Origin of the sequence: Duganella phyllosphaerae (genome assembly GCF_001758785.1) — a bacterium.
Lineage (GTDB): Bacteria > Pseudomonadota > Gammaproteobacteria > Burkholderiales > Burkholderiaceae_D > Rugamonas > Rugamonas phyllosphaerae.
Genome location: NZ_LROM01000102.1, coordinates 1 through 26,645, shown reverse-complemented (window position 1 = coordinate 26,645; position 26,645 = coordinate 1). Strand labels below are relative to the sequence as shown.

General features: G+C 63.1%; 19 protein-coding genes. 14 read left to right on the top strand and 5 right to left on the bottom strand.

Features of this window, described 5'->3' with window-relative positions; translation table 11 throughout:
- Positions 1-146 precede the first annotated feature (146 nt).
- Together DUPY_RS18305 and DUPY_RS18300 are read left to right on the top strand one after the other, a co-directional pair.
- Positions 147-1,253 (top strand): GGDEF domain-containing protein, encoded by a 1,107-nt coding sequence (locus DUPY_RS18305; RefSeq protein WP_229255421.1) that lies wholly within the window; start codon positions 147-149, stop codon positions 1,251-1,253.
- Between the two features lie 101 nt (positions 1,254-1,354).
- Positions 1,355-1,930, top strand: coding sequence for a TMEM175 family protein (locus tag DUPY_RS18300; protein ID WP_070249825.1), 576 nt, complete (start codon positions 1,355-1,357; stop codon positions 1,928-1,930).
- 22 nt (positions 1,931-1,952) lie between these two features.
- On the opposite strand, the gene DUPY_RS18295 is transcribed toward DUPY_RS18300, so the two are convergent.
- Positions 1,953-2,606 carry a hydrolase gene (locus DUPY_RS18295; protein ID WP_070249823.1) on the bottom strand — a complete coding sequence of 218 codons (654 nt, stop codon included), beginning with the start codon at positions 2,604-2,606 and terminating at the stop codon, positions 1,953-1,955.
- 160 nt (positions 2,607-2,766) lie between these two features.
- The gene (locus DUPY_RS18290) at positions 2,767-3,372 is read right to left on the bottom strand and encodes a DUF1444 domain-containing protein (RefSeq protein ID WP_070249822.1); all 606 of its coding nucleotides are present in this window, start codon (positions 3,370-3,372) and stop codon (positions 2,767-2,769) included.
- Between the two features lie 867 nt (positions 3,373-4,239).
- Here DUPY_RS18290 and DUPY_RS18285 point away from each other — a divergent pair.
- From DUPY_RS18285 to DUPY_RS18240, 10 genes are all read left to right on the top strand, one after another.
- Entirely contained in the window at positions 4,240-6,375 is a 2,136-nt protein-coding gene (locus DUPY_RS18285; protein ID WP_070249953.1) for a M3 family metallopeptidase, read from the top strand.
- Positions 6,376-6,472: 97 nt separating this feature from the next.
- Positions 6,473-8,620 (top strand): M3 family metallopeptidase, encoded by a 2,148-nt coding sequence (locus DUPY_RS18280; RefSeq protein WP_070249821.1) that lies wholly within the window; start codon positions 6,473-6,475, stop codon positions 8,618-8,620.
- Positions 8,621-8,697: 77 nt separating this feature from the next.
- Positions 8,698-8,907 carry a VF530 family protein gene (locus tag DUPY_RS18275; RefSeq protein ID WP_070249820.1) on the top strand — a complete coding sequence of 70 codons (210 nt, stop codon included), beginning with the start codon at positions 8,698-8,700 and terminating at the stop codon, positions 8,905-8,907.
- 17 nt (positions 8,908-8,924) lie between these two features.
- Positions 8,925-9,269: a DUF4404 family protein gene (locus DUPY_RS18270; protein ID WP_070249819.1), complete on the top strand. Its 345-nt coding sequence runs from the start codon at positions 8,925-8,927 to the stop codon at positions 9,267-9,269.
- Between the two features lie 113 nt (positions 9,270-9,382).
- On the top strand, positions 9,383-11,833 hold the full coding sequence (locus DUPY_RS18265) for a YgiQ family radical SAM protein (protein WP_071651671.1): 2,451 nt from the start codon (positions 9,383-9,385) through the stop codon (positions 11,831-11,833).
- 168 nt (positions 11,834-12,001) lie between these two features.
- Positions 12,002-13,498 carry an RCC1 domain-containing protein gene (locus DUPY_RS18260; RefSeq protein ID WP_070249817.1) on the top strand — a complete coding sequence of 499 codons (1,497 nt, stop codon included), beginning with the start codon at positions 12,002-12,004 and terminating at the stop codon, positions 13,496-13,498.
- Between the two features lie 24 nt (positions 13,499-13,522).
- On the top strand, positions 13,523-16,297 hold the full coding sequence (locus DUPY_RS18255; protein ID WP_307188200.1) for an EAL domain-containing protein: 2,775 nt from the start codon (positions 13,523-13,525) through the stop codon (positions 16,295-16,297).
- 100 nt (positions 16,298-16,397) lie between these two features.
- Positions 16,398-16,961, top strand: a complete 564-nt coding sequence (gene ahpC / locus DUPY_RS18250; protein WP_070249815.1) for an alkyl hydroperoxide reductase subunit C — start codon at positions 16,398-16,400, stop codon at positions 16,959-16,961.
- Positions 16,962-17,071: 110 nt separating this feature from the next.
- Positions 17,072-18,667 carry an alkyl hydroperoxide reductase subunit F gene (gene ahpF, locus DUPY_RS18245; RefSeq protein WP_070249814.1) on the top strand — a complete coding sequence of 532 codons (1,596 nt, stop codon included), beginning with the start codon at positions 17,072-17,074 and terminating at the stop codon, positions 18,665-18,667.
- Positions 18,668-18,802: 135 nt separating this feature from the next.
- Positions 18,803-19,858 carry a PDDEXK nuclease domain-containing protein gene (locus DUPY_RS18240; protein ID WP_229255420.1) on the top strand — a complete coding sequence of 352 codons (1,056 nt, stop codon included), beginning with the start codon at positions 18,803-18,805 and terminating at the stop codon, positions 19,856-19,858.
- A gap of 52 nt (positions 19,859-19,910) precedes the next feature.
- Here DUPY_RS18240 and DUPY_RS18235 read toward each other — a convergent pair whose 3' ends face one another.
- Positions 19,911-21,413, bottom strand: coding sequence for a cytochrome P450 (locus DUPY_RS18235; RefSeq protein ID WP_267875824.1), 1,503 nt, complete (start codon positions 21,411-21,413; stop codon positions 19,911-19,913).
- A gap of 36 nt (positions 21,414-21,449) precedes the next feature.
- Between DUPY_RS18235 and DUPY_RS18230 the strand changes: the two genes are divergently transcribed.
- Positions 21,450-22,376 carry a helix-turn-helix domain-containing protein gene (locus DUPY_RS18230; protein WP_070249812.1) on the top strand — a complete coding sequence of 309 codons (927 nt, stop codon included), beginning with the start codon at positions 21,450-21,452 and terminating at the stop codon, positions 22,374-22,376.
- A 3-nt stretch (positions 22,377-22,379) separates the two neighbouring features.
- Here DUPY_RS18230 and DUPY_RS18225 read toward each other — a convergent pair whose 3' ends face one another.
- Together DUPY_RS18225 and DUPY_RS18220 are read right to left on the bottom strand one after the other, a co-directional pair.
- On the bottom strand, positions 22,380-23,507 hold the full coding sequence (locus DUPY_RS18225; RefSeq protein WP_070249811.1) for an AI-2E family transporter: 1,128 nt from the start codon (positions 23,505-23,507) through the stop codon (positions 22,380-22,382).
- On the bottom strand, positions 23,504-23,983 hold the full coding sequence (locus tag DUPY_RS18220; RefSeq protein ID WP_070249810.1) for a cyclic nucleotide-binding domain-containing protein: 480 nt from the start codon (positions 23,981-23,983) through the stop codon (positions 23,504-23,506). Before DUPY_RS18220 ends, DUPY_RS18225 begins: the two co-directional genes overlap by 4 nt.
- Positions 23,984-24,176: 193 nt before the next feature.
- Between DUPY_RS18220 and DUPY_RS18215 the strand changes: the two genes are divergently transcribed.
- A complete protein-coding gene (locus DUPY_RS18215) occupies positions 24,177-26,582 on the top strand; it encodes a TonB-dependent receptor plug domain-containing protein (protein WP_070249809.1) in 2,406 nt (801 codons plus the stop codon).
- Positions 26,583-26,645: the final 63 nt, after the last annotated feature.

Sequence of the window (26,645 nt, the reverse complement as noted above, 5' to 3'; positions counted from 1 at the left end):
TTGTAATTGTCCACGCGACGATCTTCAGGCCGCCTGGGTACGGTATACTGCGGGCCGAATCCCGCACCCAGCCCCCTTCTCCGCCCGACTCGATGCAGTTAGACATCTCTTCATTGCTCGTCGCCATGACACTCAATTTGACAATCATGGCGATCGCATTGCCCTATTTTATGGGGCAGGTGAACCGGGCCGCCCGCTATGCCCAGGCCGGGATGGGCTTGCACACGGCCGGCTGGAACCTGTTGTTGATCGCTTGCGTGGTCACCCCGTTCAGCCTGCTCGACCGCACCCTGTCCACCTTGTCGATGGCCGCCATCGCCGGCGGCATGGTCTTTAACGCGGCCGCCTTCGATTTGTGGTGCGGCCGCGTGGCCCGGGTGCGCGCGTCGGTGGCCGTGGCGGCGCTGCTCACGGTAGGGTACTGCATCGGCTATAACAATTATCCGTTCCGGGTGGGCTGGGCCAATGGTCTGCTGGCGCTGCAGATCGCCATGGTAGTGGTGTCGCTGTGCCGGCGCCCGCAAGTGCGCGTGGGCCGCTGGCGCTGGCTGCTGGTGATTTCGCTGCTGGCGCAGATGATCGTGACCGGCTGGCGTGGCGTGCTGGGCGCGTTCTATACCGAGCAGTTTCCCCATTTTTTTGCGCCGCACATGGTCAACATGGTGTTTTCGCTGGTGTCCAACATCACGGTGATGTTGTCGCTGGCGGCGGTGCTGCTGGCCCACCGCGACGAGACCGCCCGTGAGCTCGAGCGCCTGGCCACCGTCGATGGACTCACCGGCGCCCTCAACCGCCGCGCCTGGCTGGAGCAGGCCGGCATCGACCGCGCCATGAGCGTGCGCTACCGCCAGCCGATGGGCGTACTGATGCTCGACCTCGATTATTTCAAGCAGATCAACGACACCCGTGGCCATGCCGTGGGCGACCTGGCGCTGCAAAAATTTTCCAAGGCCATGCTCGCCGTCAGCCGCGCCGGCGACCTGTGTTGTCGCTATGGCGGCGAGGAATTCTGCGTGTTGCTCAACCGCGCCGATATCGCAGCAGTGCAGGCCTATGACCAGCGCCTGCGCGACTGGCTGCGCCAGCACGCGCCCAGCAAGCTCGGTTTCGAGTTATCGTACAGCGCTGGTATCGCCATGCGCCTGTCCGACGCCGACACCATCGAAGCCATGCTGCAACGCGCCGATGGCGCCATGTACCAGGCCAAGCAGCAGGGGCGTGGCATGACCCTGGCGCCCGATAGACAGCAATAACCTTGCCGATCGCTCATCGAGGCAAAAGCTCTGCCTTTACACAGAGGATCGCCCGCTACTTTCGGCGCTAGAATGCGGCATCGTGGCTTAAAGGTAAATACATGGGCAAGAATCGACTGGAAGCGTTCAGCGATGGCGTGATCGCCATCATCATCACCATCATGGTGCTCGAGCTGAAGGTGCCGCACGGGGCCAGCCTGGCGGCGTTGGTGGAACTGACGCCGGTGTTCCTCGGCTACGTGCTCAGTTTTGTGTACGTGGGAATTTATTGGAACAACCACCACCACATGCTCCACGCCTCGGCGCGCGTCAACGGCAAGGTGTTGTGGGCCAATCTGCATTTGCTGTTCTGGCTGTCGCTGATTCCGTTTACCACTACCTGGGTGGGCGAGAACGTGATGGCGCCGTTGCCGGTCGCGCTGTATGGCGTGGTGCTGTCGTTTGCGGCGGTGGCCTACTACATCCTTGAAAAATGCCTGATTTCCTGCAATCCCAGCGACCATATCCTTGCCAACGCGGTTGGCAAGGAATACAAGGGCGCGGTATCGGTGGTGCTGTACCTGCTGGCCATTCCGCTGGCCTACGTGCATGTGTACGCGGCCTACGCGTTGTACATCATCTGCGCCGGGGTCTGGTTTCTGCCGGACCGCCGCATCGAGGCGCAGATGCGCTCCTGAGTGCGGCGGCCGGCTCACCCGATCAGTGGCCTTCGGAGGCGTTGAACATGGTCTTGGCGTAGATCAGGCCCAGGCCGTACGCGCCGCCGTTGGCGATCGAGGTTTTGACGGTTTCGTCGTAGGTCTCGCCGCGAGCCCAGTCGCGTTGCAGTTCCAGCAGGTACTGCAGCGACGTCATCGGACGGGCACCGAGCTGCACCATGCGTTCGACAGCGCGCTCGTGCGCTTCGTCGGAGACGTCGCCCGACGCATCGGTGATCACGTACACGTCGAAACCCTGGTCCAGCGCCGACAGTGCCGGGCCGACGATGCACACCGAGGTCCACAGACCGGCCAGCACGATTTTCGATTTGCCGATGGCGTTGACGCGGTCGGCGATGCGCGGGTCTTCCCAGGTGTTCATGCTGGTGCGGTCGATCGCCACTTCATCGGGGAACACTGCCTTGATTTCGTTGAAGATCGGACCGGAGAACGATTTTTCCGCCACCGTGGTCAGGATCGTCGGCACCTTGAATTCCTTGGCCGCCTTGGCCACCAGCGCCACGTTGTTGCGCAACTGAACCATGTCGATCGACTTGGTGGCAAACGCCATCTGCGACTGGTGATCGATCATGATCAGGGCGTGGTTGGTTGGATTCAGCAGCGTTTGACCTGGTTGGGCGATGGCGGTTGGCATAGTATATTCTCCTAAGATATTCAATAAATTCGATGGGTTAGTTTGCTGGACTGCGCTGTGTTCTGCGCTGCTGAAACGAAGTATGTTCGAATGTGATTGAAAACCAAAGCGGAAAAATTTGCGCCCTACTATCGAAAATTTCGACAACCGGCCGTCCACCCTAATGAGCATCGAACAGCGACCATGAACCGTCACGCCGCACCATGACCTGGTTGGACAGGCAATGCTGGTCCTGGGTTTCGCGCGAAAATTTCAGCGTCTGCGCGCGCAGCGCATCGACCGCGTGGCCATGGGCGCTGTCGCACATCAGCAGGCGGTTACGGCGCGGCACGGTCACCAGCAATTCGCCGCTGATATCTTCCTGCACCACTTTCCACAATCCGTTGAGCACCAGCAGCGACGCCTCCAGCTCGCCACCGGTCATGGCCATCCCGTAACCGTCGCTGGTCTGGAACGACACCCTTGGCAAGGTGCTGCCCAGGTTCTCGCGCGCCAGCCGCGGCGCGTCTTCACGCGCGATGCCGGCACTCTTGAGCAGCGGGGCCGTGGCCATGATGAAGCTGTCGGGCAAATCGAAAGCATAAGTGACGAGCAGGTCGCCGCACAGCGGCGCATGGTCGGGAATCTGGTCCGGCGGCACGCCCGCCTCGCGCAGGGTCTTGATGTAGTTGACATGCTTGATGCGCGGTCGCAGCTGGAGAGCGGTGAGCGGCGGCAGCGCGGGCGCCGTGTTGGCAGACTTGGCTTTTTTCAGAAATCCAAACATGTCTTACTCCTGGTGAGGGTTGAGAACAGCGCCATGCAGGCGCACGGGAATGCCGAGCTGTTCGCTCAGTTGGTGCAACTCGGGGTGGCGGCTGGTATTGACGACAGCAATTCATCAGGCCTGCATGTCGTCTTGTCGCCCATGGGGCTAACGGCGCCGTGTCTCAGGTCGGATGGCTGATGAGGGACGACTTGTGTCGTTACTGTGTAGAGCGCGAGCGCAGCCACTGCTGTCATTGCGACGATCACCAGGTGATCCAATATTGCCTGGCCATGTCGGCGGTGTTTGCAGAAATAACCGCTGGGTTTTATGTCTTCGAGTAAATCATTCACGGCGTAACCTCCTAAGCAAAATCAGAGAAGTAGCAATTCATGGTGATTTTTAAAGATCCGATGGTCAATAACACACGCATGAGGTACCTCAACTGTTGAGCCCTGTGCACTGCGCTCCTCTGTGCTATGTCGGCGTTGCCGGAATAAATTAATAAGGAGAATGGAAGTGAATATTGTTTGTCGCAATGTCCTCCTCGTCACCAAGTGCAAGGGCCGATACGAAGAAACCACGAGCCATACCCAAAACTAAATTCAATTTCGGAGCCGTCTGCCAAGTCGCCGCATGGGAGCGCTACCCACGCCGACTTTTTCACATCCGTGTTGCGTCAGCGCGTCAGCTTTGTTTGAAAAAACTTTTCATGCGCTAATCTTTATTCGGGAATTTGCTTCGCGTTCCGATCAACTGCACTGCAGCAATTTTTGACCGTGACGTTCTCCTTGCCGCCCTGCTATGATCGAACGCTTGTGCGCTGCGCATTGGTGGGCGATCCCCACCGTGCCGGCATTCCCTTGGCGTTTAATGAAAGAAACCGACATGGCCCGTCCTCACCTGTTGCTTGTTGCCGCCGCGCTTGGCATCGCCTTTGCGCAACCCGTCCTGGCAGCTGCTCCTGCTACCGCGCCACTGGCAGGCAATCCGCTTGCCACCGCCAGCACCTTGCCGTTCCAGTACCCGGCCTTCGACAAGATCAAGGATGAGCACTTCCTGCCGGCGTATGCCGAGGGCATGAAGATTCACCTGAAGGAAATCACCGCGATCGCCAACAACAAGGCGCCCGCCACGTTCGACAACACCATCGTGGCGATGGAAAAATCGGGTGCGCTGCTTACCCGCGTGCAAACCACGTTCGGCAACTTGCAAGGCGCCAATACCAACGACAAGCTCGACGCGATCGACAGCGAAATGTCGCCCAAGCTGGCCGCCCACCAGGACGCCATCTACCTGAATCCAAAACTGTATGCACGCGTCAAAGCGCTGTATGACAAGCGCGATACCTTGAAACTCGATGCCGAATCGAAGCATTTGCTCGAGCGCTACAACACCGACTTCGTGCGCGCCGGCGCCAAGCTGTCCGCTGCCGACAAGGAAAAGCTCAAGGAGCTCAACGGCAAGCTGGCCACGCTGCAAACCAATTTCACCCAGAACGTGCTCAAGGAAATCAACGCCTCGGCGCTGGTGGTCGATACCCGCGAAGAACTCGACGGCATGAGCGCGGCCGAGATCGACGCTGCCGCTGCAGCGGCCAAGGCGCAGGGCAAGGACGGCAAGTTCGTCGTCGCACTGGTCAACACCACCGGCCAGCCGCCGCTGGCCGTGCTGACCAAGCGCAAGGTGCGCGAGAAGCTGATGGCCGTCTCGCTCGAGCGCGGCAGCCACGGCAGCCAGTTCGACAACCGCCAGCTGGTGCTGCAAATTGCCAAGGCGCGCGCCGAAAAAGCCACCTTGCTCGGCTACGAAAACTTCGCCGCCTACTCGCTGGAAGACCAGACCGCGCACGACACCGCTGCCGTCAACAAGCTGCTGACCGAACTGGCCACGCCAGCGGTCAACAACGCCAGGAAGGAAGCAGCCGACCTGCAAGCCGTGGTCGATGCCGACAAGCAGAACTTCAAGATCAGCGCCGGCGACTGGGCCTATTACACCGACAAGGTGCGCGCCCAGCGCTTCGCCTTCGACGAGAGCCAGCTCAAGCCGTACTTCGAACTCGACAACGTGCTGATCAACGGCGTGTTCTTTGCCGCGACCAAGCTCTACGGCATCACCTTCAAGGAGCGCAAGGACCTGCCGGTGTACAACCCGGACGTGCGCGTGTTCGACGTGTTCGATGCCGATGGCAAGCAACTGGCAATCTTCCTGGCCGACATGTACGCACGCGGCAACAAGCAGGGCGGCGCCTGGATGAACGAATACATTTCGCAGTCGTCGCTGCTGGGCACCAAGTCGGTGGTGGCCAACCACCTCAACATTCCGAAACCGCCAGCCGGCGAACCGACCCTGCTGACCTACGACGAAGTGACCACCGCCTTCCACGAGTTCGGCCACGCGCTGCACGGCATGTTCTCCAACGTAAAATACCCGCGCTTCTCGGGCACCAGCGTGCCGCGCGACTTCGTCGAGTATCCGTCGCAGGTCAACGAGATGTGGGCGATCTGGCCGGAAGTGCTGGCCAACTACGCCAAGCACTACAAGACCGGCGCGCCGATGCCGAAGGAACTGCTCGACAAGGTGATCGCCTCGAAGAAATTCAACCAGGGCTTCAAGACCACCGAATACCTGTCGGCCTCGCTGCTGGACCAGCGCTGGCACCAGCTGACGCCGGCGCAAATCCCGACCGACGTGCTGGCCTTTGAAGCGAAGTCGCTCAAGGACATGGGCGTCGATTTTGCGCCGGTGCCGCCGCGCTACCGCACCACGTACTTTTCGCACAGCTTCTCGGGCGGCTATTCGGCCGGTTACTACGCCTACCTGTGGTCGGAAAAGCTCGATGCTGACACCGTCGAATGGTTCAAGGAGAAGGGCGGCCTGAAACGCGAAAACGGCGACTGGTTCCGCAGCAAGCTGCTCTCGCGCGGCGGCACCGACGACGCCATGAACCTGTTCCGCAACTTCCGTGGCCGCGATCCGATCATCGAGCCGTTGCTGGAGCGCCGTGGTTTGACCGGCAAGTAATTTGACCATTACCCCACCAATCGATGGGGTCGGACCCCGTGCGGGGTCCGACCCCGGCGCGGTGCGGGGTAATATTTTTTTGTATCGAAGGGACACCATGATTCGACATAACCTGATCATCGCCGCCAGCATCGCTGCCATCTGCAGTGTTGCCAACGCCGCTATACCGGAACCGGCATCGATGCTTGCGGCGAGCAATCCGTTCGCCAAGGTCAGCCCGCTGCAATACGGCTATCCGCAATTCGACAAGATCAAGGACACGGACTACGCGCCGGCGTTTGCCGAAGGCATGCGCCAGCAAGCGGCCGAGATCGAGAAAATCGCCAACAACAAGGCGCCCGCCACGTTCGACAACACCATCGTGGCCATGGAAAAATCGGGTCGCCTGCTGGCGCGCGTGTCGAGCGTGTTCGGCAACCTGTCCGGCGCCAACACCAACGACACCTTCAAGGCGCTGGAACGCGACCTCTCGCCCAAGCGCTCCGCGCACGGCGACGCCATCCGCCTCAATCCTGAACTGTACGCCCGCATCAAGTCGCTGTACGACCGGCGCGACACCCTGAAACTGGACGCCGAATCGAAGTACCTGCTCGAGCGTTACCACACCGACTTCGTCCGTGCCGGCGCCAGGCTGTCCGCCGCCGACAAGGACAAGCTCAAGGCCATGAACTCGCAACTGGCCGAGCTGCAAACCACGTTCGCGCAGAACGTGCTGGAAGAAGCCAACGCCTCGGCCCTGATCGTCGATACCCGCGAGGAGCTCGCCGGCATGACCGACAAGGCCATCGACGCGGCCGCCAAGGTGGCAGCCGCACGCGGCTTGGGAGGCAAGTTCGCCATTCCCGTGGTCAACACCACCGGCCAGGCCAACCTGGCCGTGCTGACCAACCGCGCCGTGCGCGAGCGCCTGATGGCCGCGTCGCTGGCCCGCGGCAGCCACGGCGGCAAGTTCGACAACACCGCCGTGGTGCTGCAACTGGCCAAGCTGCGCGCCGAAAAAGCCGCGCTGCTCGGCTACCCGAGCTTTGCCGCGTACTCGCTGGAAGACCAGACCGCGCGCACGCCGGAAGCTGTCAACGATCTGCTGTCGGCGTTTGCCCGCCCGGCCGTGGCCAACGCCAGGAAGGAAGGCGCCGAGATCCAGCAGGTGATCGATAAAGAAAACGGCGGCAAGGGTAATAGCTTCGAGCTGGCCGCGCACGACTGGTCGTTCTACAGCGACAAGGTGCGCGCCGAGCGCTTCAACTTCGACCAGAACCAGCTCAAACCGTACTTCGAGCTCAACAGCGTGCTGGTCAACGGCGTGTTTTTTGCCGCCAACCAGGTCTACGGCCTGACGTTCAAGGAACGCAAGGATCTGCCGGTGTACAACCCGGACGTGCGCACCTTCGACGTGTTCGACGCCGACGGCAAGCAGCTGGCCATCTTCATCGCCGACTTTTACGCGCGCGGCAACAAGCGCGGCGGCGCCTGGATGAATGCCTACGTGTCGCAGTCGTCGCTGATGGGCACGCACCCGGTGGTGGCCAATCACCTCAACATTCCCAAGCCTGCCGACGGCGAGCCGACCCTGCTGACGTACGACGAACTGCGCACGCTGTTCCACGAATTCGGCCATGCGCTGCACGGCATGTTCTCCAACGTCAAGTACCCACGGTTCTCGGGCACCAGCGTGCCGCGCGACTTCGTCGAATTCCCGTCGCAGGTCAACGAGATGTGGTCCACCGAGCCGAAGGTGCTGGCCAACTACGCCAAGCACTACCAGACCGGTGCGCCGATGCCGCAGGAGTTGCTCGACAAGGTGATCGCGTCGAAGAAATTCAACGAAGGCTTCCGCACCACCGAGTACCTGGGCGCGGCCATGCTGGACCAGAAATGGCACCAGCTGGGCGTATCGCAAATCCCGACCGACGTGCTGGGCTTCGAGGCGGCGTCGCTGAAAGCGGCCGGTGTCGATTACGCGCCGGTGCCCCCGCGCTACCGCACCACGTACTTCTCGCACGTGTTCTCGGGCGGCTATTCGGCCGGCTACTATGGCTACCTGTGGGCCGAACGTCTCGATGCCGAAACGGTGTTGTGGTTCAACGAAAACGGCGGCATGCTGCGCAAGAACGGCGACTACTTCCGCAAGATGCTGCTGTCCAAGGGCGGCACCATGGATGCGATGCAGATGTTCCGCGAGTTCCGCGGGCATGATCCGAAGGTGGAGCCGCTGCTCGAACGGCGTGGTCTGACCGAGAAGTAACCAAGGTTATCGACCGTACCGGGGCTGGGCGCGATCTATGTCAGAATCGTCCCAGCCCCAAGTTTTTTGGAATAATTATGAGTAACGATTTACACGGCGTCACGCTCGAGGCGATGGTCACGCGCTTGCAGGAGCATTATGGTTGGGACCAGCTGGGTCGCAAGATCGACATCAACTGCTTTATCAGCGATCCGAGCATCAAGTCCAGCCTGAAGTTCCTGCGCCGCACGCCGTGGGCAAGAACCCAGGTGGAAGAACTGTATCAAGCCACCAAGTTTGCCGATTGAATAACAAGGATATAGACATGGACAACCATCTCAAAGCATCGCTGCAAGACCTGCAAGGCAAGCTGGCCGTGGCCGGCCCCGTGGACGAAGAACTGAAAAGCCTGCTGCTGCGCCTCGATGGCGACATCCAGTCGCTGCTGGCGCGCCGCCAGGGCCTGGGCATGGCAGCTGCGTCGCCGGCGGTCGCTGGCGTGGCCACGGTGCCGGCCGCCATCAACCCGGTGCCGAACGTGGAAGAGAGCACCACGTACGGCCTGGCCGAGCGTACCCAGGAAATTTCGGCCAGGTTCGCGGCCCAGCATCCGACCCTGGAGCCGGCCCTGCGCGAGCTGGGACGCATCCTGTCGAACATGGGGATTTGATTATTGATGTAGAGATAACGGTGCATGTTTCTCTACAAGTGATTGAATAGTAAAAGAATTTTTCATGGCGCGGTGAGCGGGGGACAGGCATTTCCGGTACAATGCCGTCCGATATGATCTCCCCTACCAATTTATTTGCGACCGTTCCCAAGCGGTCTGCCCGCGCTGCCGTTGCGCCTTTCCTGCCGATGTCCCGCGCGGAGATGGACGCGCTCGGCTGGGATGAGTGCGACGTCATCCTGATCACCGGCGACGCCTACATCGACCATCCGAGCTTCGGCATGGCCCTGGTGGGCCGCCTGCTCGAAGCGCAAGGCTTCCGGGTGGGTATCATCGCCCAGCCCGACTGGCACTCGGCCGACGCCTTCCGCGCGCTCGGCAAGCCGCGCCTGTACTTTGGCGTTACCGCCGGCAATATGGACTCGATGGTCAACCGCTATACGGCCGACCGCAAGATCCGCTCCGACGACGCCTACACCGCCAACGGCGAACCGAATAAACGCCCCGACCGCGCGGTCACCGTGTACGCCCAGCGCTCGCGCGAAGCGTATCCGGGTACGCCGGTGGTGATCGGTTCGATCGAAGCATCGCTGCGCCGCATCGCCCACTACGATTACTGGTCCGACAAGGTGCGCCGCTCGGTGCTGACCGACTCCAAGGCCGACATCCTGATCTTCGGCAACGCCGAGCGCGCGCTGGTGGACCTGACCCACCGCATGGCCGCCGGCGAAGACATCAAGACCATCCGCGACCTGCGCGGCACCGCTTTCCTGGTGCCGGGCGGCTGGCTGCCGAGCGAAGAGTGGGGCGTGCACAACAGCACCCGCATGGATACGCCAGGCAAGATCGATCCGCCGATCGACCCATACATGATGGTGCAACAGAACACGTCGTCGTGCGCGACCGAGAACGCGCCGAAGGCCGATGGCGCGGAAGTGAACGAAGCCATGGTCGAGCCGAAGGCGGTGGTGGAAGCCGCGCCAGCGCCGGCCCCTGCGGCCGCGCCCGCCGGCGGCGTGGTCAAGACCATCCGCTTCATGAGCCGCGAAGACCGCCTGGCCATGGAAAAGGAAAAGCACACCAAGACCGTGGTGCGGTTGCCCTCGTTCGAGACTGTTGCCGCCGATCCCGTGATGTATGCGCACGCCTCGCGCGTGTTCCACCTGGAATCGAACCCCGGCAACGCCCGCGCCATGGTGCAGGCCCACGGCGAGCGCGACGTATGGATCAATCCGCCGCCGCTGCCGCTGCGCATGGACGAGATGGACGGCGTGTACGACATGAACTATGCGCGCGCCCCGCACCCGTTCTACGGCAAGGCCCGCATCCCGGCCTGGGAAATGATCCGCTTCTCGGTCAACATCATGCGCGGCTGCTTCGGCGGCTGCACCTTCTGCTCGATCACCGAGCACGAAGGCCGCATCATCCAGAGCCGTTCGGAGCCGTCGATCCTGCGCGAGATCGAGCACATCCGCGACAAGACCAAGGGCTTTACCGGCACCATTTCCGACCTTGGCGGCCCGACCGCCAATATGTACCGGCTGGCCTGCAAGGATCCGAAGATCGAGGAAACCTGCCGCCGCCTGTCGTGCGTGTACCCGTCGATCTGCGTCAATCTCGGCACCGACCACAGCAAGCTGATCTCGCTGTACCGCAAGGCGCGCGCGATTCCGGGCGTAAAGAAAATCCTGATCAGCTCGGGCCTGCGCTACGACATCGCCGTGCGTTCGCCGGAATACGTGAAAGAACTGGTCACGCACCACGTCGGTGGCCTGCTCAAGATCGCGCCCGAGCACACGGAAGAAAACACGCTGTCGAAGATGATGAAGCCGGGCATCGGCGCCTACGACGAGTTCAAGGAAATGTTCGAGCGCTTCTCGCTGGAAGCCGGCAAGAAGCAATACCTGATCCCGTACTTCATCGCCGCTCACCCGGGCACGACTGACCTCGACATGCTGAACCTGGCGCTGTGGCTGAAGAAGAACAACTTCAAGCTCGACCAGGTACAGACCTTCATGCCGACGCCGATGGCCATGGCCACCACCATGTACCACTCGCGCAAGAATCCGCTGCGCAAGGTGACGGAAGACTCGGAAGTGGTCGAGACGGCCCGCAGCGGCAAGATCCGCCGCACCCACAAGGCCTTCCTGCGCTACCAGGACCCGGAGAACTGGCCGATCCTGCGCGAAGCGCTGGTCGCGCTCGGTCGCGCCGACCTGATCGGCAATGGCGAGAAGCACCTGATTCCGGCCTGGTCGGCGGGCGAAGCCAACAGCAAGCCGAATACCGATGGCCGCCGTGGCCCGGCATCGGCGCTGCCGATACCCGGCACCGCCAAGGGCGCCCGTGGCGCCAAGTCCGGCATCGTGGCAGGCGGTGCGCCACAGCAACCGGGCCAGCGCGCCAATGCGCTGACCGGCTCGCTTACTGCGCGCCAGACCGTGGAAACCAAGGTGCGCGCGTCGATTCTCGACACCATCAAGGTCAAGAAGGCCGCCCCGCCGCCAGCCAAGGGCGGCAAGCCGGCGCGCGGACCAGCACCGGCGCCACGCGGGCGCAAGTAACTAGCCAAACCGAAGTAAATCGAAAGCAGGCACCCTTACCGGTGCCTGTTTTTTTATGTGTTGCGTAATTGCGCCAATAGCCCAATTACGCAGTGAAAAGCGTCCTGCTCGGTTGATGCCACCCCCCTGGTACGGGCTACACTGGTGCAAACCTTTCCCAGGACTAACATGAAAAACTTCACCTTCCCCGCGCTGTGGCTGGCGCCGTTGTTTGCCCTGTTCGCCGTGCTGCTGTCTGCCTGCGGTGGCGGCGGCGGGGGTGACAGCGGCACCACCACTCCCACCACGCCAGTGGCGGTCACCTTGCGCAGCATTGCCATCACCGCGCCATCGACCACGCTGATCGTGGGCGGCGCCACGCAAACCTACACCGCCACCGGCACCTATACCGACGGCAGCACCAAGGCGCTCACCGGTCTGACCTGGACCACCAAGTCCGGTGGTTCGACCGTGGTGCAGGTGACCAGCGCCGGCATCGTCAGCGGCCGGTCGATCGGCACCGAGAGCGTGATCGCCACCCAGCCTGCGGCCGGCACTGTGGCGTCCGTGTCCGGCTCCGTCGACGTCACCTCGATCGCGCCGTGGACCCAGGTGGCGGCCGGCGGCAACCAGACCATCGCCCTCAAGACTGATGGCAAGCTCTACAGCTGGGGCCTGAACATCCAGGGCCAGCTCGGCGACGGCACCAATACGCAGCGCAATACCCCGGTGACGGTGGCTGGCAACAGCACCATCTGGAAGCAGGTGGCCGTGGGCGACAGTTTTGCCGTGGCCATTCGCACCGATGGCACCCTGTGGTCGTGGGGTAACAACCTGTTCGGCCAGCTGGGCCAGGGCGACCAGTTGCCGCGCACGGTACCGACCCAGGTGGGCGTGGCCAAGAACTGGACTTATGTCGCCGTGGGCAAGTCGCACGTGGTGGCCTTGAGCACGACCGCCGCCACCACCGGCCCGGCGGTCGTCTCGCTGTGGGTATGGGGTAACAACTACGCCAGCCAGCTGGGCGATGGCAAGACCGTCGACCTGCTGGTACCTACCCGCCTCGGCACCGACAGCTGGCTGGCGGTGGCGGCGGGCGACGCCCATACCATTGCCATCAAGCGCAGCGACCAGAGCTTGTGGACCTGGGGCGACAACACCTATGGCCAGCTGGGTAACGGCACCACCGGCGCCAAGGTGGGCGTGCCCACCCAGGTCGGCACCGCCAACTGGTCGGCGGTCGCCGCCGGCAGCCGCCACTCGCTGGCGATCCGCAACGACGACGGCGTGCTGTTTGCCTGGGGCGCCGGCGAGAGCGGCCAGGTCGGCAACAACAGCACCAATTTGCAATCGTCGCCCACCCAGATCAGCGACGCCAGCGCGCGCTGGACCCAGGTGGCGGGCGGTGTCAGCCACTCCATCGGCGTGCGCAACGATGGCACGCTGTGGACCTGGGGCCGGGGTGTCGAGGGCCAGCTGGGCCAGACCGTGGCCGGCAGCCTGATGCCGTTGCAGGTGGGTAGCCTGAGAACCTGGAAAGCCGTGGCCGCCGGCGCCAATCACAGCGCCGCCCTGCAAACCGACGGCAACAACCTGAGCCTGTGGACCTGGGGCCTGAACACCGACGGCCAGCTTGGCAACGGCAACAATGCCAACGCCCCGGCGCCGGTATCGATTGCCTACTAGGGGACGCCGGTTGGATTACGTTTGTTGAGCTCTCTTTACCTGCGGCTGGCGGCATTGCTGTTGCTGGCGCTGGCCGGCGCGCCGGCAACGGCGCTGGAGCGCGTCACGCTCCAGCTCAAGCATACCCACCAGTTCCAGTTTGCCGGCTATTACGCGGCGCTCGAGCAGGGCTATTACCGCGAGGCCGGGCTCGACGTGCGCATCCTGGACGCGGCCGACAGCAGCCAGGCCGAGCGCGACGTGGTGTCTGGCAAGGCGGAATATGGCGTGGGCAGCAGCAGCCTGTTGCTGGCGCGCCTGTCGGGGCAACCGGTGGTGGTGCTGGGCGTGATTTTCCAGCATTCCGCGTTTGCGCTGGCCACACCGCAAGTACCGGGCCAGCCGCCCGACCTGCAGCGGCTGCGCGGCCAGCGCGTGATGCTGGGCAGCCAGGCCAGCGGCATGGGCAACGCCGACGAACTGCTGGCCTACCTGGTCAGGCAGGGCGTGCCGGCCGACAGCTACGAGCGGCTGGCGCCCAGCTTCGATCCACACGAGCTGATCGACGGCAAGGTGGCCGCCATGGGCGTGTACACCACCAACGAACCGGACGCCTTCGACCGCGCCGGCTTTGCCTACGACCTGCACTCGCCGCGCGCGGCGGGCATCGATTTCTACGGCGACAACCTGTTTACCAGCGAGCGCGAACTGGCCACCAACCCGGCGCGGGCGCGGGCGTTCCGTGCCGCCAGTCTGCGTGGCTGGCAATGGGCGATGAGTCACCATGAAGAAACCGTCGACCTGATTCTCAACAAGTATTCGCGCCGCAACGACCGCGAACACCTGTTGTACGAGGCGCGCCAGATGGTGGCGCTGGTACAACCAGTGCTGGTCGAGATCGGCTACATGAACCCCGAGCGCTGGCGCCATATCGCCGACGCGTATGCCAGCCTGGGCGTGCTGCCGCCCGACGTGAAATTCGATGGCTTTTTGTACGACCCCGACAACCGCAAGACGACGCTATGGCTGTACCGCGTGTTGGGTGTGGCGGTGGTGCTGCTGGTGGTGGCGGGCGCAGTGCACTTCAGTTTGCTGGCGCGCGAACGGCGCCGCTCGAACGCGGCCATTCGCCAGGGCGAACAGCGCTTTCGCACCATGTTCGAAGCCTCGCCGCTGGGCATGGCGCTGGTCGATTCGGGCACCTATGCCTACCGCGACGTCAACGCCCGCTACCTCGAGATCCTGGGGCGGCCGCTGGCCGAGCTGCGCAGCCAGAAGTGGCTCGACCTGACCCACCCCGACGACATTGCCGAGTGCAAATCGCAGATGGGGCAACTGACGGCCGGACGCATCGGCGCCTTCAAATCCACGATAAGGGTGTTCCGGCCCGACGGTGTGCTGGCCTGGATCGACATGTCGATCACCGCCATCGATACGGCTGCCGATGCCGGCGGCCACCCGCACCACCTGTGCATGATCGAGGATGTGACGGCCGACAAGCAGCGCGAAGCGCTGATCTGGCAACAGGCCAACTTCGACCCGCTGACGCAATTGCCCAACCGCCGCATGCTGCTCGACCGCCTCAAGACCGACGTCGTTCGCGCCCAGCGCGACCGTTCGCGGCTGGCCATCCTGTTCATCGACCTCGACCACTTCAAGGAAGTGAACGACACGCTGGGCCACCAGCACGGCGACATCCTGCTGGTGGACGCCGCGCGCCGCATCGGCGACTGCGTGCGCAAGTCGGACACGGTGGCGCGCCTGGGCGGCGATGAATTCACGGTGGTGCTCACCGAGCTCGACAGCACCGACCGGGTGGCCCACATCGCCCAGCAAATCATCGACAGCCTGCGCGCGCCGTTTGCGCTGGGCCAGGAGCAGGCGTTCGTGTCGGCCAGCATCGGCATCACCCTGTACCCGGACGATGCGCTCGACATCGACGACCTGCTCAAGCACGCCGACCAGGCCATGTACGCGGCCAAGAATGCCGGCCGCAACCGCTACGCCTATTTCACGCCGGCATTGCAGGTGGCCGCGCTGAACCGCATGCGCCTGACCAACGACCTGCGCGGCGCACTCAAGGGCGACCAGCTGGCGCTGTATTTCCAGCCGATCGTCCACCTGGCGACCGGCCGCATCCACAAGGCCGAGGCGCTGGTACGCTGGCAGCATCCGCAGCGCGGCATGGTCAGCCCGTGCGAATTCATCCCGCTGGCCGAGTCGAGCGGCCTGATCCTGGAGATCGGCCAATGGGTCTTCCACGAGGCTGCCGACTGGGCCCAGCGCTGGCGCGCCGAAGTCGATCCGGCGTTCCAGATCAGCATCAACCAGTCGCCGCTGGAGTTCCAGCACGACGGCGGCGATGGCGTTGGCTATGAAGACTGGCTGCGCCACTTGCGCGAGCTGGGTTTGCCGGGGCAGGCGCTGGTGGTGGAAATCACCGAGGGCTTGCTGCTCGACGCCACGGCCACCGTCAGCGACAAGCTGCTGCAATTGCGCGATGCCGGCATCCAGGTCGCGCTCGACGACTTCGGCACCGGTTACTCCTCGCTGTCGTACCTGAAGAAGTTCGATATCGATTACCTGAAGATCGACCGGTCGTTTACGCGCAACCTGGCGCCGGAGTCGAGCGACATGGCCCTGTCGGAAGCGATCATCGTCATGGCGCACAAGCTGGGCCTGAAGGTGATTGCCGAGGGCGTGGAAACGCCCGAGCAGCGCGACCTGCTGGCGCGCGCCGGCTGCGACTACGGCCAGGGCTACCTGTTTGCCAGGCCCATCCCTGCGGCAGAGTTTGACGCGTTGTTACGCCATCCATAGTCAAAACAAATCGATTCTATTGGAACAATCAATTTTGCAAATCGCCGAAAAGGCGATACACTGGCGTCTCAATGATTCACAACCCAACGAGGAAACGACTATGTCCCTGATCAATACCCAAATCAAGCCATTCAATGCCACCGCTTATGTTGACGGTAAATTTATCGACGTCAGCGACGAATCCCTGAAGGGCAAGTGGGCCGTCCTGATGTTCTACCCAGCCGACTTCACCTTCGTGTGCCCAACCGAACTGGAAGACTTGGCCGACAAACAGCCTGAATTCGCCGCCCTGGGCGTGAACGTGTACGGCGTATCGACCGACACCCACTTCGCTCACAAAGCATGGCACGACACCTCGGACGCGATCAAGAAAGTGAACTACCCACTGATCGGCGACCCAACCGGCAAGCTGTCGCGTAACTTCGAAGTGATGATCGAAGAAGAAGGCCTGGCACTGCGTGGCACCTTCGTGATCAACCCAGAAGGCCAGATCAAGATCATGGAAGTGCACGACAACGGTATCGGCCGCGATGCATCGGAACTGCTGCGCAAAGTCAAAGCAGCCAAGTACGTTGCAGAGCACCCAGGTGAAGTGTGCCCAGCCAAGTGGACCGAAGGTGCCGCTACGCTGACCCCATCGCTGGACCTGGTCGGCAAGATCTAAATCAAGAGTCAACTCTTGAGCGACACCGCAGCAAACAAGTAGTTACCGCGATGCCGGCCCGGGCGTCCGGCCCGGCATACGCCTAAATATTTGTAAAAGGAAAAAGAATCATGTTAGACGCAACCCTCAAAACCCAACTGAAATCCTACCTGGAAAAAGTGGTGTATCCGCTTGAGCTGGTCGCATCTCTCGATGACAGCGCCAAAGCCCGCGAGATGAAAGAACTGCTCCAGGAAATCATCCTGTTGAGCGACAAGATCACGCTGGTCGAGCGCAGCGACGCTGGTGTACGCGCCCCGTCGTTCAGTATCAACCGTGCCGGCTCCGACATCGGCGTGCGTTTCGCCGGTGTGCCGATGGGCCACGAATTCACTTCCCTGGTGCTGGCGCTGCTGCAAGTGGGCGGCCACACCATCAAGTTCGATGACGCTGTCATCGAACAAATCCGCAACCTCGACGGCGACTTCGAGTTCGAAACCTTTATTTCGCTCTCGTGCCACAACTGCCCGGAAGTGGTGCAGGCACTGAACGCCATGTCGGTGATCAACCCGCGCATCAAGGTCACCACGATTGACGGCGGCGTGTTCCCGAAAGAAGTCGAAGAGCGCCAGATCATGGCCGTGCCGATGATGTTCCTCAACGGCCAGCACTTCGGCCAGGGCCGCACCAATGTCGAGGAAATCCTCGCCAAGCTCGACACCAATGCCGGCGTGCGCCAGGCAGCGGCCTTGAGCAAGAAAGACGTGTTCGACGTGCTGATCGTCGGCGGCGGTCCTGCCGGCGCAGCTGCAGCAATCTACGCTGCCCGCAAAGGCATCAACACCGGTGTATTGGCCGAGCGCTTCGGCGGCCAGACCCTCGATACCATGGCCATCGAGAACTTTATCTCGGTCAAGGAAACCGACGGCCCTAAATTTGCCATGGCGCTCGAACAGCACGTCAAGGCCTACGACGTCGACATCATGAACACCCAGCGCGCCGCAAAATTGGTGCCGGGCGCCAAGCTGATCGAAGTGCAGACCGCCAGCGGTGCCGTGCTGAAAGCCAAAACCGTGATCCTGGCCACTGGCGCACGCTGGAGGGAAATCAACGTGCCCGGCGAGAAGGAATACCGCAACAAGGGCGTGGCGTACTGCCCGCACTGCGACGGTCCGCTGTTCAAGGGCAAGCGTGTTGCAGTCATCGGCGGCGGCAACTCGGGCGTGGAAGCGGCGATCGACCTGGCCGGCCTGGTCAAGCACGTCACGCTGATCGAATACGGCGCAGAACTGCGCGCCGACGCGGTGCTGCAACGCAAGCTGCGCAGCCTGCCGAACGTGACGGTGATCGTCTCGGCGCAAACCACCGAAGTGCACGGCGACGGCAAGATCGTCAACGGTCTGTCGTACAACGACCGCGTGTCGGGCGAAGCGAAGAAGATCGACCTGGAAGGTGTATTTGTCCAGATTGGCCTGGTGCCGAACACCGAATGGCTCAAGGGCACGGTGGCCTTGTCGCGCCACGGCGAGATCGAAGTCGATGCGCGTGGCCAGACCTCGATCCCCGGCGTATTCGCTGCCGGCGACGTCACCACGGTGCCGTACAAGCAGATCATCATCGCCACCGGCGAAGGCGCCAAAGCGGCCCTGTCGGCCTTCGACCACCTGATCCGTTCGGACATGGAAGTTGTGGAAGAATCGGCCGAGAAGCACGCGATGACCGCGTAATTCTTACCCGCATCACGGAAAGCCCGGTTCAGTTCGCTGACCGGGTTTTTTTATGCGTCGTCATGCCAAACGAGGGTAAGGACAGAACCTTGCTTACGAAGTGCTGTCTAATCCGTTTGAACGACGGAGATGGCCATGAGTTTCCCTGTACCCCTTGATCCGCCGGCCTTGCTGGGCGATATACAAACGCTGATCGAGACATCGCGCCAACGTTCTGTCGTAGCCGTCAATGCGGAGCTTACACTGCTGTTCTGGCATATCGGTCAGCGGATACATGCTGAGCTGTTGGCCGGCAGGCGAGCGGAATATGGCGAGGAGATTTTATCTTCCCTTGCCAAGCAGTTGACGCTTCAATATGGTCGCGGATTTGGCGAGAAGAATCTGCGCAGAATGGTTAAATTCGCGATCACTTATCCGGAGGAGCCAATTGTCGCGACACTGTCGCGACAATTGAGCTGGTCCCATTTTGTCATGTTGCTGGCTCTTAAAGAGCCGATGCAGCGTGACTACTACACACAAATGGCCAGTATTGAGCGCTGGAGCGTACGGACCTTACGGGTACGTATTGATTCCATGCTGTACGAGCGCACGGCATTGTCCAGGAAGCCCGATGCACTGATTGCAGTAGAGCTAGCCGCCATGCGCAACAATCAGCCGATTTCGCCCACGTCGATCATGCGCGATCCTTACATCCTGGATTTCCTCGGTTTGCAAGATACTTGGCAGGAAAGCGACCTGGAGACCGCCATCATCCGCGAAATGGAATCGTTTCTGCTGGAATTGGGCGCCGGGTTCACTTTCGTTGCTCGGCAAAAGCGTATCCAGATTGACGATGATGATTTCCACCTTGATTTGCTGTTTTACAACCGCAAGCTGCGCCGCTTGGTTGCTGTGGAACTCAAGGTCGGCGACTTTAAGGCTGCTTACAAGGGACAGATGGAGCTTTACTTGCGCTGGCTCGACAAATTCGAGCGGGAACCTGGGGAAGATTCGCCCTTGGGTATCATTCTTTGTACAGGCAAGAAATCAGAGCAAATTGAACTGCTGGAATTGGACAAGTCTGGCATTCACGTTGCCGAGTATTTGACGACCCTACCGCCACGTGCGGTGCTGGAAGCCAGGTTGCAACAAGCAGCAGAACGGGCGCAGTTGCAAGCTGGGCAATGCAATGCTCGCGATGACCTCGGCTGAAATAGCTCAACCGTGATACATGAACCAGCTACGACAAATGGCTAGCATGATGCTAAAACCTTTGCCGCTGCCTTAGCTTTAAATGCAAAGAATGCGTCGGCCTCAGCGTGACATGAAGCGCTGGTTCTGGTATCACCATCCCATCCGGTACCGCCAGCTCAAAACGCTGCAGCAGCATCGTCGCAATCACCGTCATCTCGGTCATGGCCAGGTGCTGGCCCAGGCAGACACGCGGACCGGCGCCCAGTGGCATGTAGGCGCCACGCGGGGCGTTGTCGGTTGCAGCGGCGAAGCGTTCGGGCTGGAAGGCGAGGGGATCGGCGAACCAGGCCGGATCTTGCTGCATCAGCTGGACCGGGACCATGAACATGGTGCCAGCCGGTAGTTGCCAGCCGCCGAGCGTGAGCGGTGCCACTGCGCGCCGGCTCAGCAGCACGGGAGCGGCCGGGTACAGGCGCAGGGTTTCCTGCAGCGTGCGCGTGATGCCGGCCAGCGCCGGCAGGTCGGCCGCCGTCGGGGTGCGGCCTTGCAGCACTGCCGCCACTTCCTGTTGCGCGGTCTGCTGGGCGGCAGGATTGGCGGCCATGCACCAGGCCCACCAGGTCAGGGTGGCGGCCGTGGTCTCGTGGCCGGCCAGGAAGGCGGTCATGCATTCGTCGCGCACGGCCTGGCGCGGCCAGGCGGCGGGATCCGCTGCATGCAGGGCCAGCAGCTTGCTCAGCAGATCGTCGGGCCAGGCCGCGCGGTCCAGTGCCAGCCGGGTGTCGATCTGGCGCTTGATCAGTTGGTCCAGTACCTGTTTCGCTGCGCGCTTGGCGCGTTTCCACGGCACCCAGTCCGGCGCGCTTGCCGGCCAATAGAATTCGGCATTGGCTGCCACGCTCATGCAGTGCACGGCCTCCTCGATGCGGCGCGCGTCGGCATCGGCCGGGCTGGAAAACAGAAAACCCATGATGACGTCCATCGCCAGCGAGGTCATGGCGCTTTCGATCGGCCAGTCGCCGTCTTCGGCCGGCCACTGCGCCAGCGCGGTGTGCGTGGCGGCGGCGATCGGCGGCACGTAAGCTTGTACCCCTTTGGGAGAAAAGCTCGGCTGCAAGGCGCGCCGTCTGCTTTGCCAGGCCGGCCCTTCCGCCGTCAGCACGCTGTTGCCGTGTAATTGGGACATTACTGCAATGCCGCGTTCCCAGCGCACCAGCTTGTCGTGGTGGGTGAGCAGCAGCTCGCGCACCAGGTGCGGATCGGTGACGATGACCTGGTGCTCGGGCCAGATGCGCAGGTGTACCAGGTTGCCGTAGGTGGCGCGCCAGTCCGCCAAGGTTGCGAGCAGGTCTTTCGACATGCGCCGCAGCAGGCCCCAGCCGGTGATGCCCGATGGCGGCCCGGGTGGCCAACTGCCCGCTGGCTGTAATGCTGGCTGTAATGCCGGCTGCGCGGCCGGAGCTAATGGAACGCCGGCGCGATCGGCGTGGAAGGGGCAGGCGCTGGTGGTTGGCGTGGTCATGGTGCCGATCCTGCGCCACCAGCGGCGCGGCGTCTTGAACCGAACCGACATGCCGCGGCCCCCGGCAGCTGGTTATACTGGCAAGCCATGAAGACCTACGACACCTGTTCCGATTGCCCCGACCCGCTGGCGCGGGCGCCGCGCGCAAGCTGCGCTGCCGACCCGGCCGATACGGTTGACGCTTCGGCATTGCGCCTGGGGCCGCCGTCCTTGCAAGGCGCCCTGGTTGCGCTGATTGCCCGCGATACCCGCCTCAACCTGGACCGGGCCCAGCGCCTCACGCATTTTCCCGCCTCGCCGATGGTAACGCTGTCGTGGTTCGATGGCGTGGAGGTGGGGCAGGTCACGCAGGACGGCTGGCAGCCGTTCGGGGCGCAGGTGGTTATCTCTGGCACCTGGTCGGCGCCCACGGTGAGCTGGTCGCCGGGCACCGGACGTGGCTATATCGCGTGCTTCACCGCAGATGCCGCGCAAGCCCTGTTCGAGGTGGAGATGGCGACGATCCAGAACCGTTTCGTGCCAGCGGCACAGGTGCTCGGCGCGCAGTTTTTACCGCTGTGGGACGCCTTGCTGGCCAGCCGCGACCAGGATCTGCTGGCGGTGCTGGAGCGGCACCTCGCGCCGCGCTGGCAGGCGTTACAAGGGCGTGCATCGGCCGCGCCGTCGCTGCGCCAGGTGGGCCGCCACTGGGTCGAGCGCCTGGCCTGGCACGCGCACGGCTGGCGTAACCAGCACAGCCCGCGCCACGTGGAGCGCCGCATCAAGTCGTTCAGTGGCCGCTCGCTGCGCGAATGGCAGGCGCTCACCCGCACCGAAGGATTGTTCTTTGCGGCGCGCGAGCGTTACGAAGCAGGCCAGCCATTCGACTGGGCCGGGCTGGCGCTCGCTGAAGGCTTTGCCGACCAGGCCCACATGAACCGCACCGTCAAACGCATCACCGGCTTCGCCCCCGGCGAATTCGCCCGGCGCTTTATCGAAGATGAATCGTTCTGGATGTACCGGCTGTGGGTATGACAGCTAGTTGACCAGGTCCACGCTGGCCTGCCGCGTGCGTAGATGGATGGCGTTGCGGTGGCGCGCGCGCAGGCGCGGGTCGGTGATCAGGCGGCCCAGGGTTTCGCCGACGACCATCACCACGCCCAGCAGCGGCAGCACCAGCATCAGGCCCGCCACGCCGGCCACCGACCCGCCGATGAAGATCATCAGCACCGTGATCAACGGGTGCATGTGCAGGCTGCGGCCAAGGGTCAGCGGCATGAATACGAAGTCGTCGAGTAGGCGCACGAAAATGAACACGCCGATCGCCAGGTAGGCCACCATCGGATCGTTGGGGGCGTCGGTGGAGGCGACCATCACCACCAGCATGCAGCCGACGATGGAGCCCACGTACGGCACCCACGCCAGCACTGCCGCCATGAAGCCCAGCAGCAGCGGCGATGACACGCCGATCGCCCACAGCCCGAGCGCCAGCACGGCGGTGTCGAGGATGGTGAGCTTGAGCAGGCCCTGGAAGTAGCGGTACGCGGTCTGGTGCACCTCGTGCAGCAGGAACAGGGTGCGCTCAAAAAACGCGTTCGGTACCGCGCGCGCCAAAAATTTCTTGAAGCGCGCACCGTCGCGCAGGAAGAAGAACGTCAAGAATGGCGCCAGCAGCAGCGACGGCAGCCACGCCGCCACCGAGACCAGGATGTCGGTCAGGTGCTTCTGCACGAAGCCGCCGGTAAACGACGCCAGGCGGTTATTGATGTTGCGCGCGAACTTGACCTGCTTGAGGAACGGGAATTGCTGCTCGAGCGCCTGCGTGGTATGGCGCACGAAATCGATGCCGCCGGCCAGGTACACCGACAAGGTGTGCTGCCACGACTCCGACGGCGCCGAGCGCCACAACATGACCAGGAACACCACCAGCCCCACCACCACCACGAACATCAGTCCGACCAGCAGGGCGGCCATGCTGTGGCCAAAGCCCATGCGCAGCAGCTTGCGCATCGGTGGCAGCAAAATGTAGTACAGCACGATGCCGAGCAGGAAGGGGATCGCCAGGAACAGCATCTGCTGCAGCAGGAACAGCAGCGTGCAGGTGGCGGCGACGATGCCGATCCACACCACCGGACCGGCGCGCTGATGGGTGGCCAGCACGCTCATAACACCTCGGTGCGCGAGGCGCCCACCATCCATTCGCGCAGGCGCCCGCCCAGGTGGCGCGCCAGCGCCAGCGCGATCTTGTAGCCGATGACGGCGTCGGTTTCCATCAGCCCTAAAAAGTCGCCACGGAAGAATACGGCCAGCTCGCAGTTGTCGATGGCGCGGGTCTGGGCGTTGCGCGGGGCGTTGTCGAGCAGCGCCAGGTCGCCGAAGAAGTCGCCCGGTTCCAGCTCGGCCACCAGTTCACGGCCGCCGTGGTGCAGCCGGCTAATCAGCACCCGCCCCGAGATCACCAGGTACAGCGCCTGGCCTTCCTCGCCCTCGTCGAAGATGATCTCATCGGCCAGGTAGCGGCGCTCGTGGATCAGGCCGTCGATCGATTGCAGTTCGAGCGGCGTGAGCGTGTCGAACAACGGCGACGCCTTGAGCTGCAACAGCCGCGGTGACAGGGTGGGGGACTTGAGGAAACCGAACATCGGGGCGAACTCCGCTAGCGAACTGAAGGCAAGCCGCTATTGTCGCTGGTTTGCGGCAATGTTTGCCATCCTGGCAGCTTTCAGCATGAAATATTTTTGAGAAGGGCCAGCACCAGCAATGTAGCTTGCAATGTAATACCCATGACACACTGCGCCGCTAATCTGTCGCCACTTTAACTAGCGGCACCTCCAGATGACCTTCCGACGCAATCAGATCGCCAGCGCCGTTGCGCTGTGCGCCAGCCAGGCCCTGTTCAGCGCCCATGCCCAAAACGCCAACCCGGGCATTACCGCAGCCAATGCCGCCGCCGACGCCGATGCCACCCAGGCCGTGATCGTCACCGGCACCCGCAGCAGCAACCGCACCCAGTTCGACACGCTGGCGCCGGTGGACGTGTTTACCCGCGAAGAGATTGCGGCGGTGGCGTCCGATGACCTCAACGACGTGCTGGCGCAGCTGGTGCCGTCGTACGTGGTGCAGCGCCTGCCGATGGCCGATGGCCAGGTGTTCGTGCGCCCCGCCACCTTGCGTGGCCTGTCGCCGGACCAGACGCTGGTGCTGGTCAACGGCCGCCGCTTCCACCGCAGCGCGCTGCTGGGCGCGCGCGGCGCCCAGGCGCCGGACCTGGCGCAAATACCGACCAGCGCCATCAAGCGCATCGAGGTGCTGCGCGATGGCGCCTCGGCGCAGTATGGTTCCGACGCCATCGCCGGCGTGATCAACATCATCCTCGACGATACCATCGGCACCGAACTGACGGCCCGCTACGGCCAGTACAGCGAGGGCGATGGCAAATCGTACGAGCTGCGCGCCAAACACGGCTTCGCAGTGGGCGACGGCGGGCGCATAGTGCTGTTTGCCGAAGCGGCCAAATCCGACCCCACCTCGCGCACGCGCCAGCGGCCCGACGCCATCGCCTTCCAGGCCGCGCACCCGGAACTCAATGTGCCGAACCCGGTGCAGCGCTGGGGCCAGCCCGAGCTGCAAAGCCAGCGCGCCGGCTACAACGCCACCTTCGAGCCGGGTGGCGACGTCCAGCTGTACAGCTATGGCCTGTACTCGCACAGCGACGGCACCTCGGACTTCAACTGGCGCAATCCCGACACCAGCACCTCGGTGTACAAGCCTGCCGCCATCTTTCCCGGCTGGGACGTGCGCAACGTGTACCCGCTCGGTTTCAGCCCGCAGTACACGAACCGGCAGCACGACTTCCAGGTGCTGGCCGGCGCGCGTGGCCGCTTCAACCCGGCGCTGGGCTGGGATGTCAGTGCCTCGTACGGCAGCAACGCCATCGACTACGGCCTGCATCACTCGCTCAACGCGTCGCTCGGTCCCGCCAGCCCCACCGCGTTCTACCTGGGCCGCCTGACGCAGCAGGAAAAGCTGGTCAACGCCAGCCTCAATTACGAATGGAACGTGGCCGCACTGGCGCAGCCGGTCAACGTGGCCATGGGCGCCGAGTTGCGCAACGAGACCTACAAGGTGCGCGCCGGCGACGCCGCCTCGTACGCGGTAGGCCCGGGCGCTGCCGCCGGCCTCGATGCCAACGCCAACGGCGCGCCGGGCTTCAGCGACCGCCAGGCCGGCAAATGGGACCAGGACAGCTACGCCGCCTACCTGGACGTGGAAGCGCCGCTCACCGCGCAGTTCACCGTGGGCGCAGCCGTGCGCTACGAAGACTTTTCGGCATTCGGCAGCACCGTCAACGGCAAGCTGTCGGCGCGCTTTGCGGTCACGCCCGATGTGGCCGTGCGCGGTTCGTATTCGACCGGCTTTCGCGCGCCCACGCCGGCACAGCTGAACACCAACAGCACCGGCCAGGGCCTCGACACCAAGACGCTGCTGGTATTTACCAGCGGGCGCCTGGCCAACAACGATCCGCTGGCGGTGGCGCTGGGCGCCAAACCGCTCAAGCCGGAAGAATCGAAAAATGCCTCGCTGGGCGTAACCTGGAAAACCGCCGTGGGCCTGTCCGGCTCCCTCGACGTGTACCACATCAAGCTCACCGACCGCTTCAGCACCTCGGCGTCGTTCGCGGTGCCGGCAGGGGTGGCCAATCCGCTGCGCTACACGTCGATCAACTATTTCACCAACGACTTCGACACCACCACGCGCGGGGTGGACGTGGTGGCCAACTACCTTCGCCGCGTGGGCGACGGCAAGCTCAATCTGACTGCCGCTTTCAATTACAACAAGACCCGGGTCGATGGCGGCAGCACCGGCGTGGCCACCAACGACAGCCAGCGCACCATTTTCGAAGACCGCCTGCCACGTCAGAAGGCCACCGTGAGCGCCACCTACGACACCGCCGCCTGGGGCCTGCTGGCGCGCGTGCGCCACTATGGCGCCTGGACCGACAGCACCGGCAACGCCACCGGCGACATCTTCCAGCGCTTTGGCGCCATGCACTTCCTCGACCTGGCCGCCAGCTACAAGGTCACGTCAAAACAGACCTTGCGCTTCGGCGTGGACAATGTGCTGGGCAGGTATCCGGATGAAGCGGTCTTCCAGGCCAGCCGAGGCCTGATCTACTCGCGCAACGCGCCGTACGACACCGATGGCCGCAGCCTCTACCTCGACTACACGGTGAAGTTCTGATGCCGCCCGACGCCAAACGGCGCGCCTGGCTGCGCGCCGGGGCGCTGCTGCCGCTGGCAACGG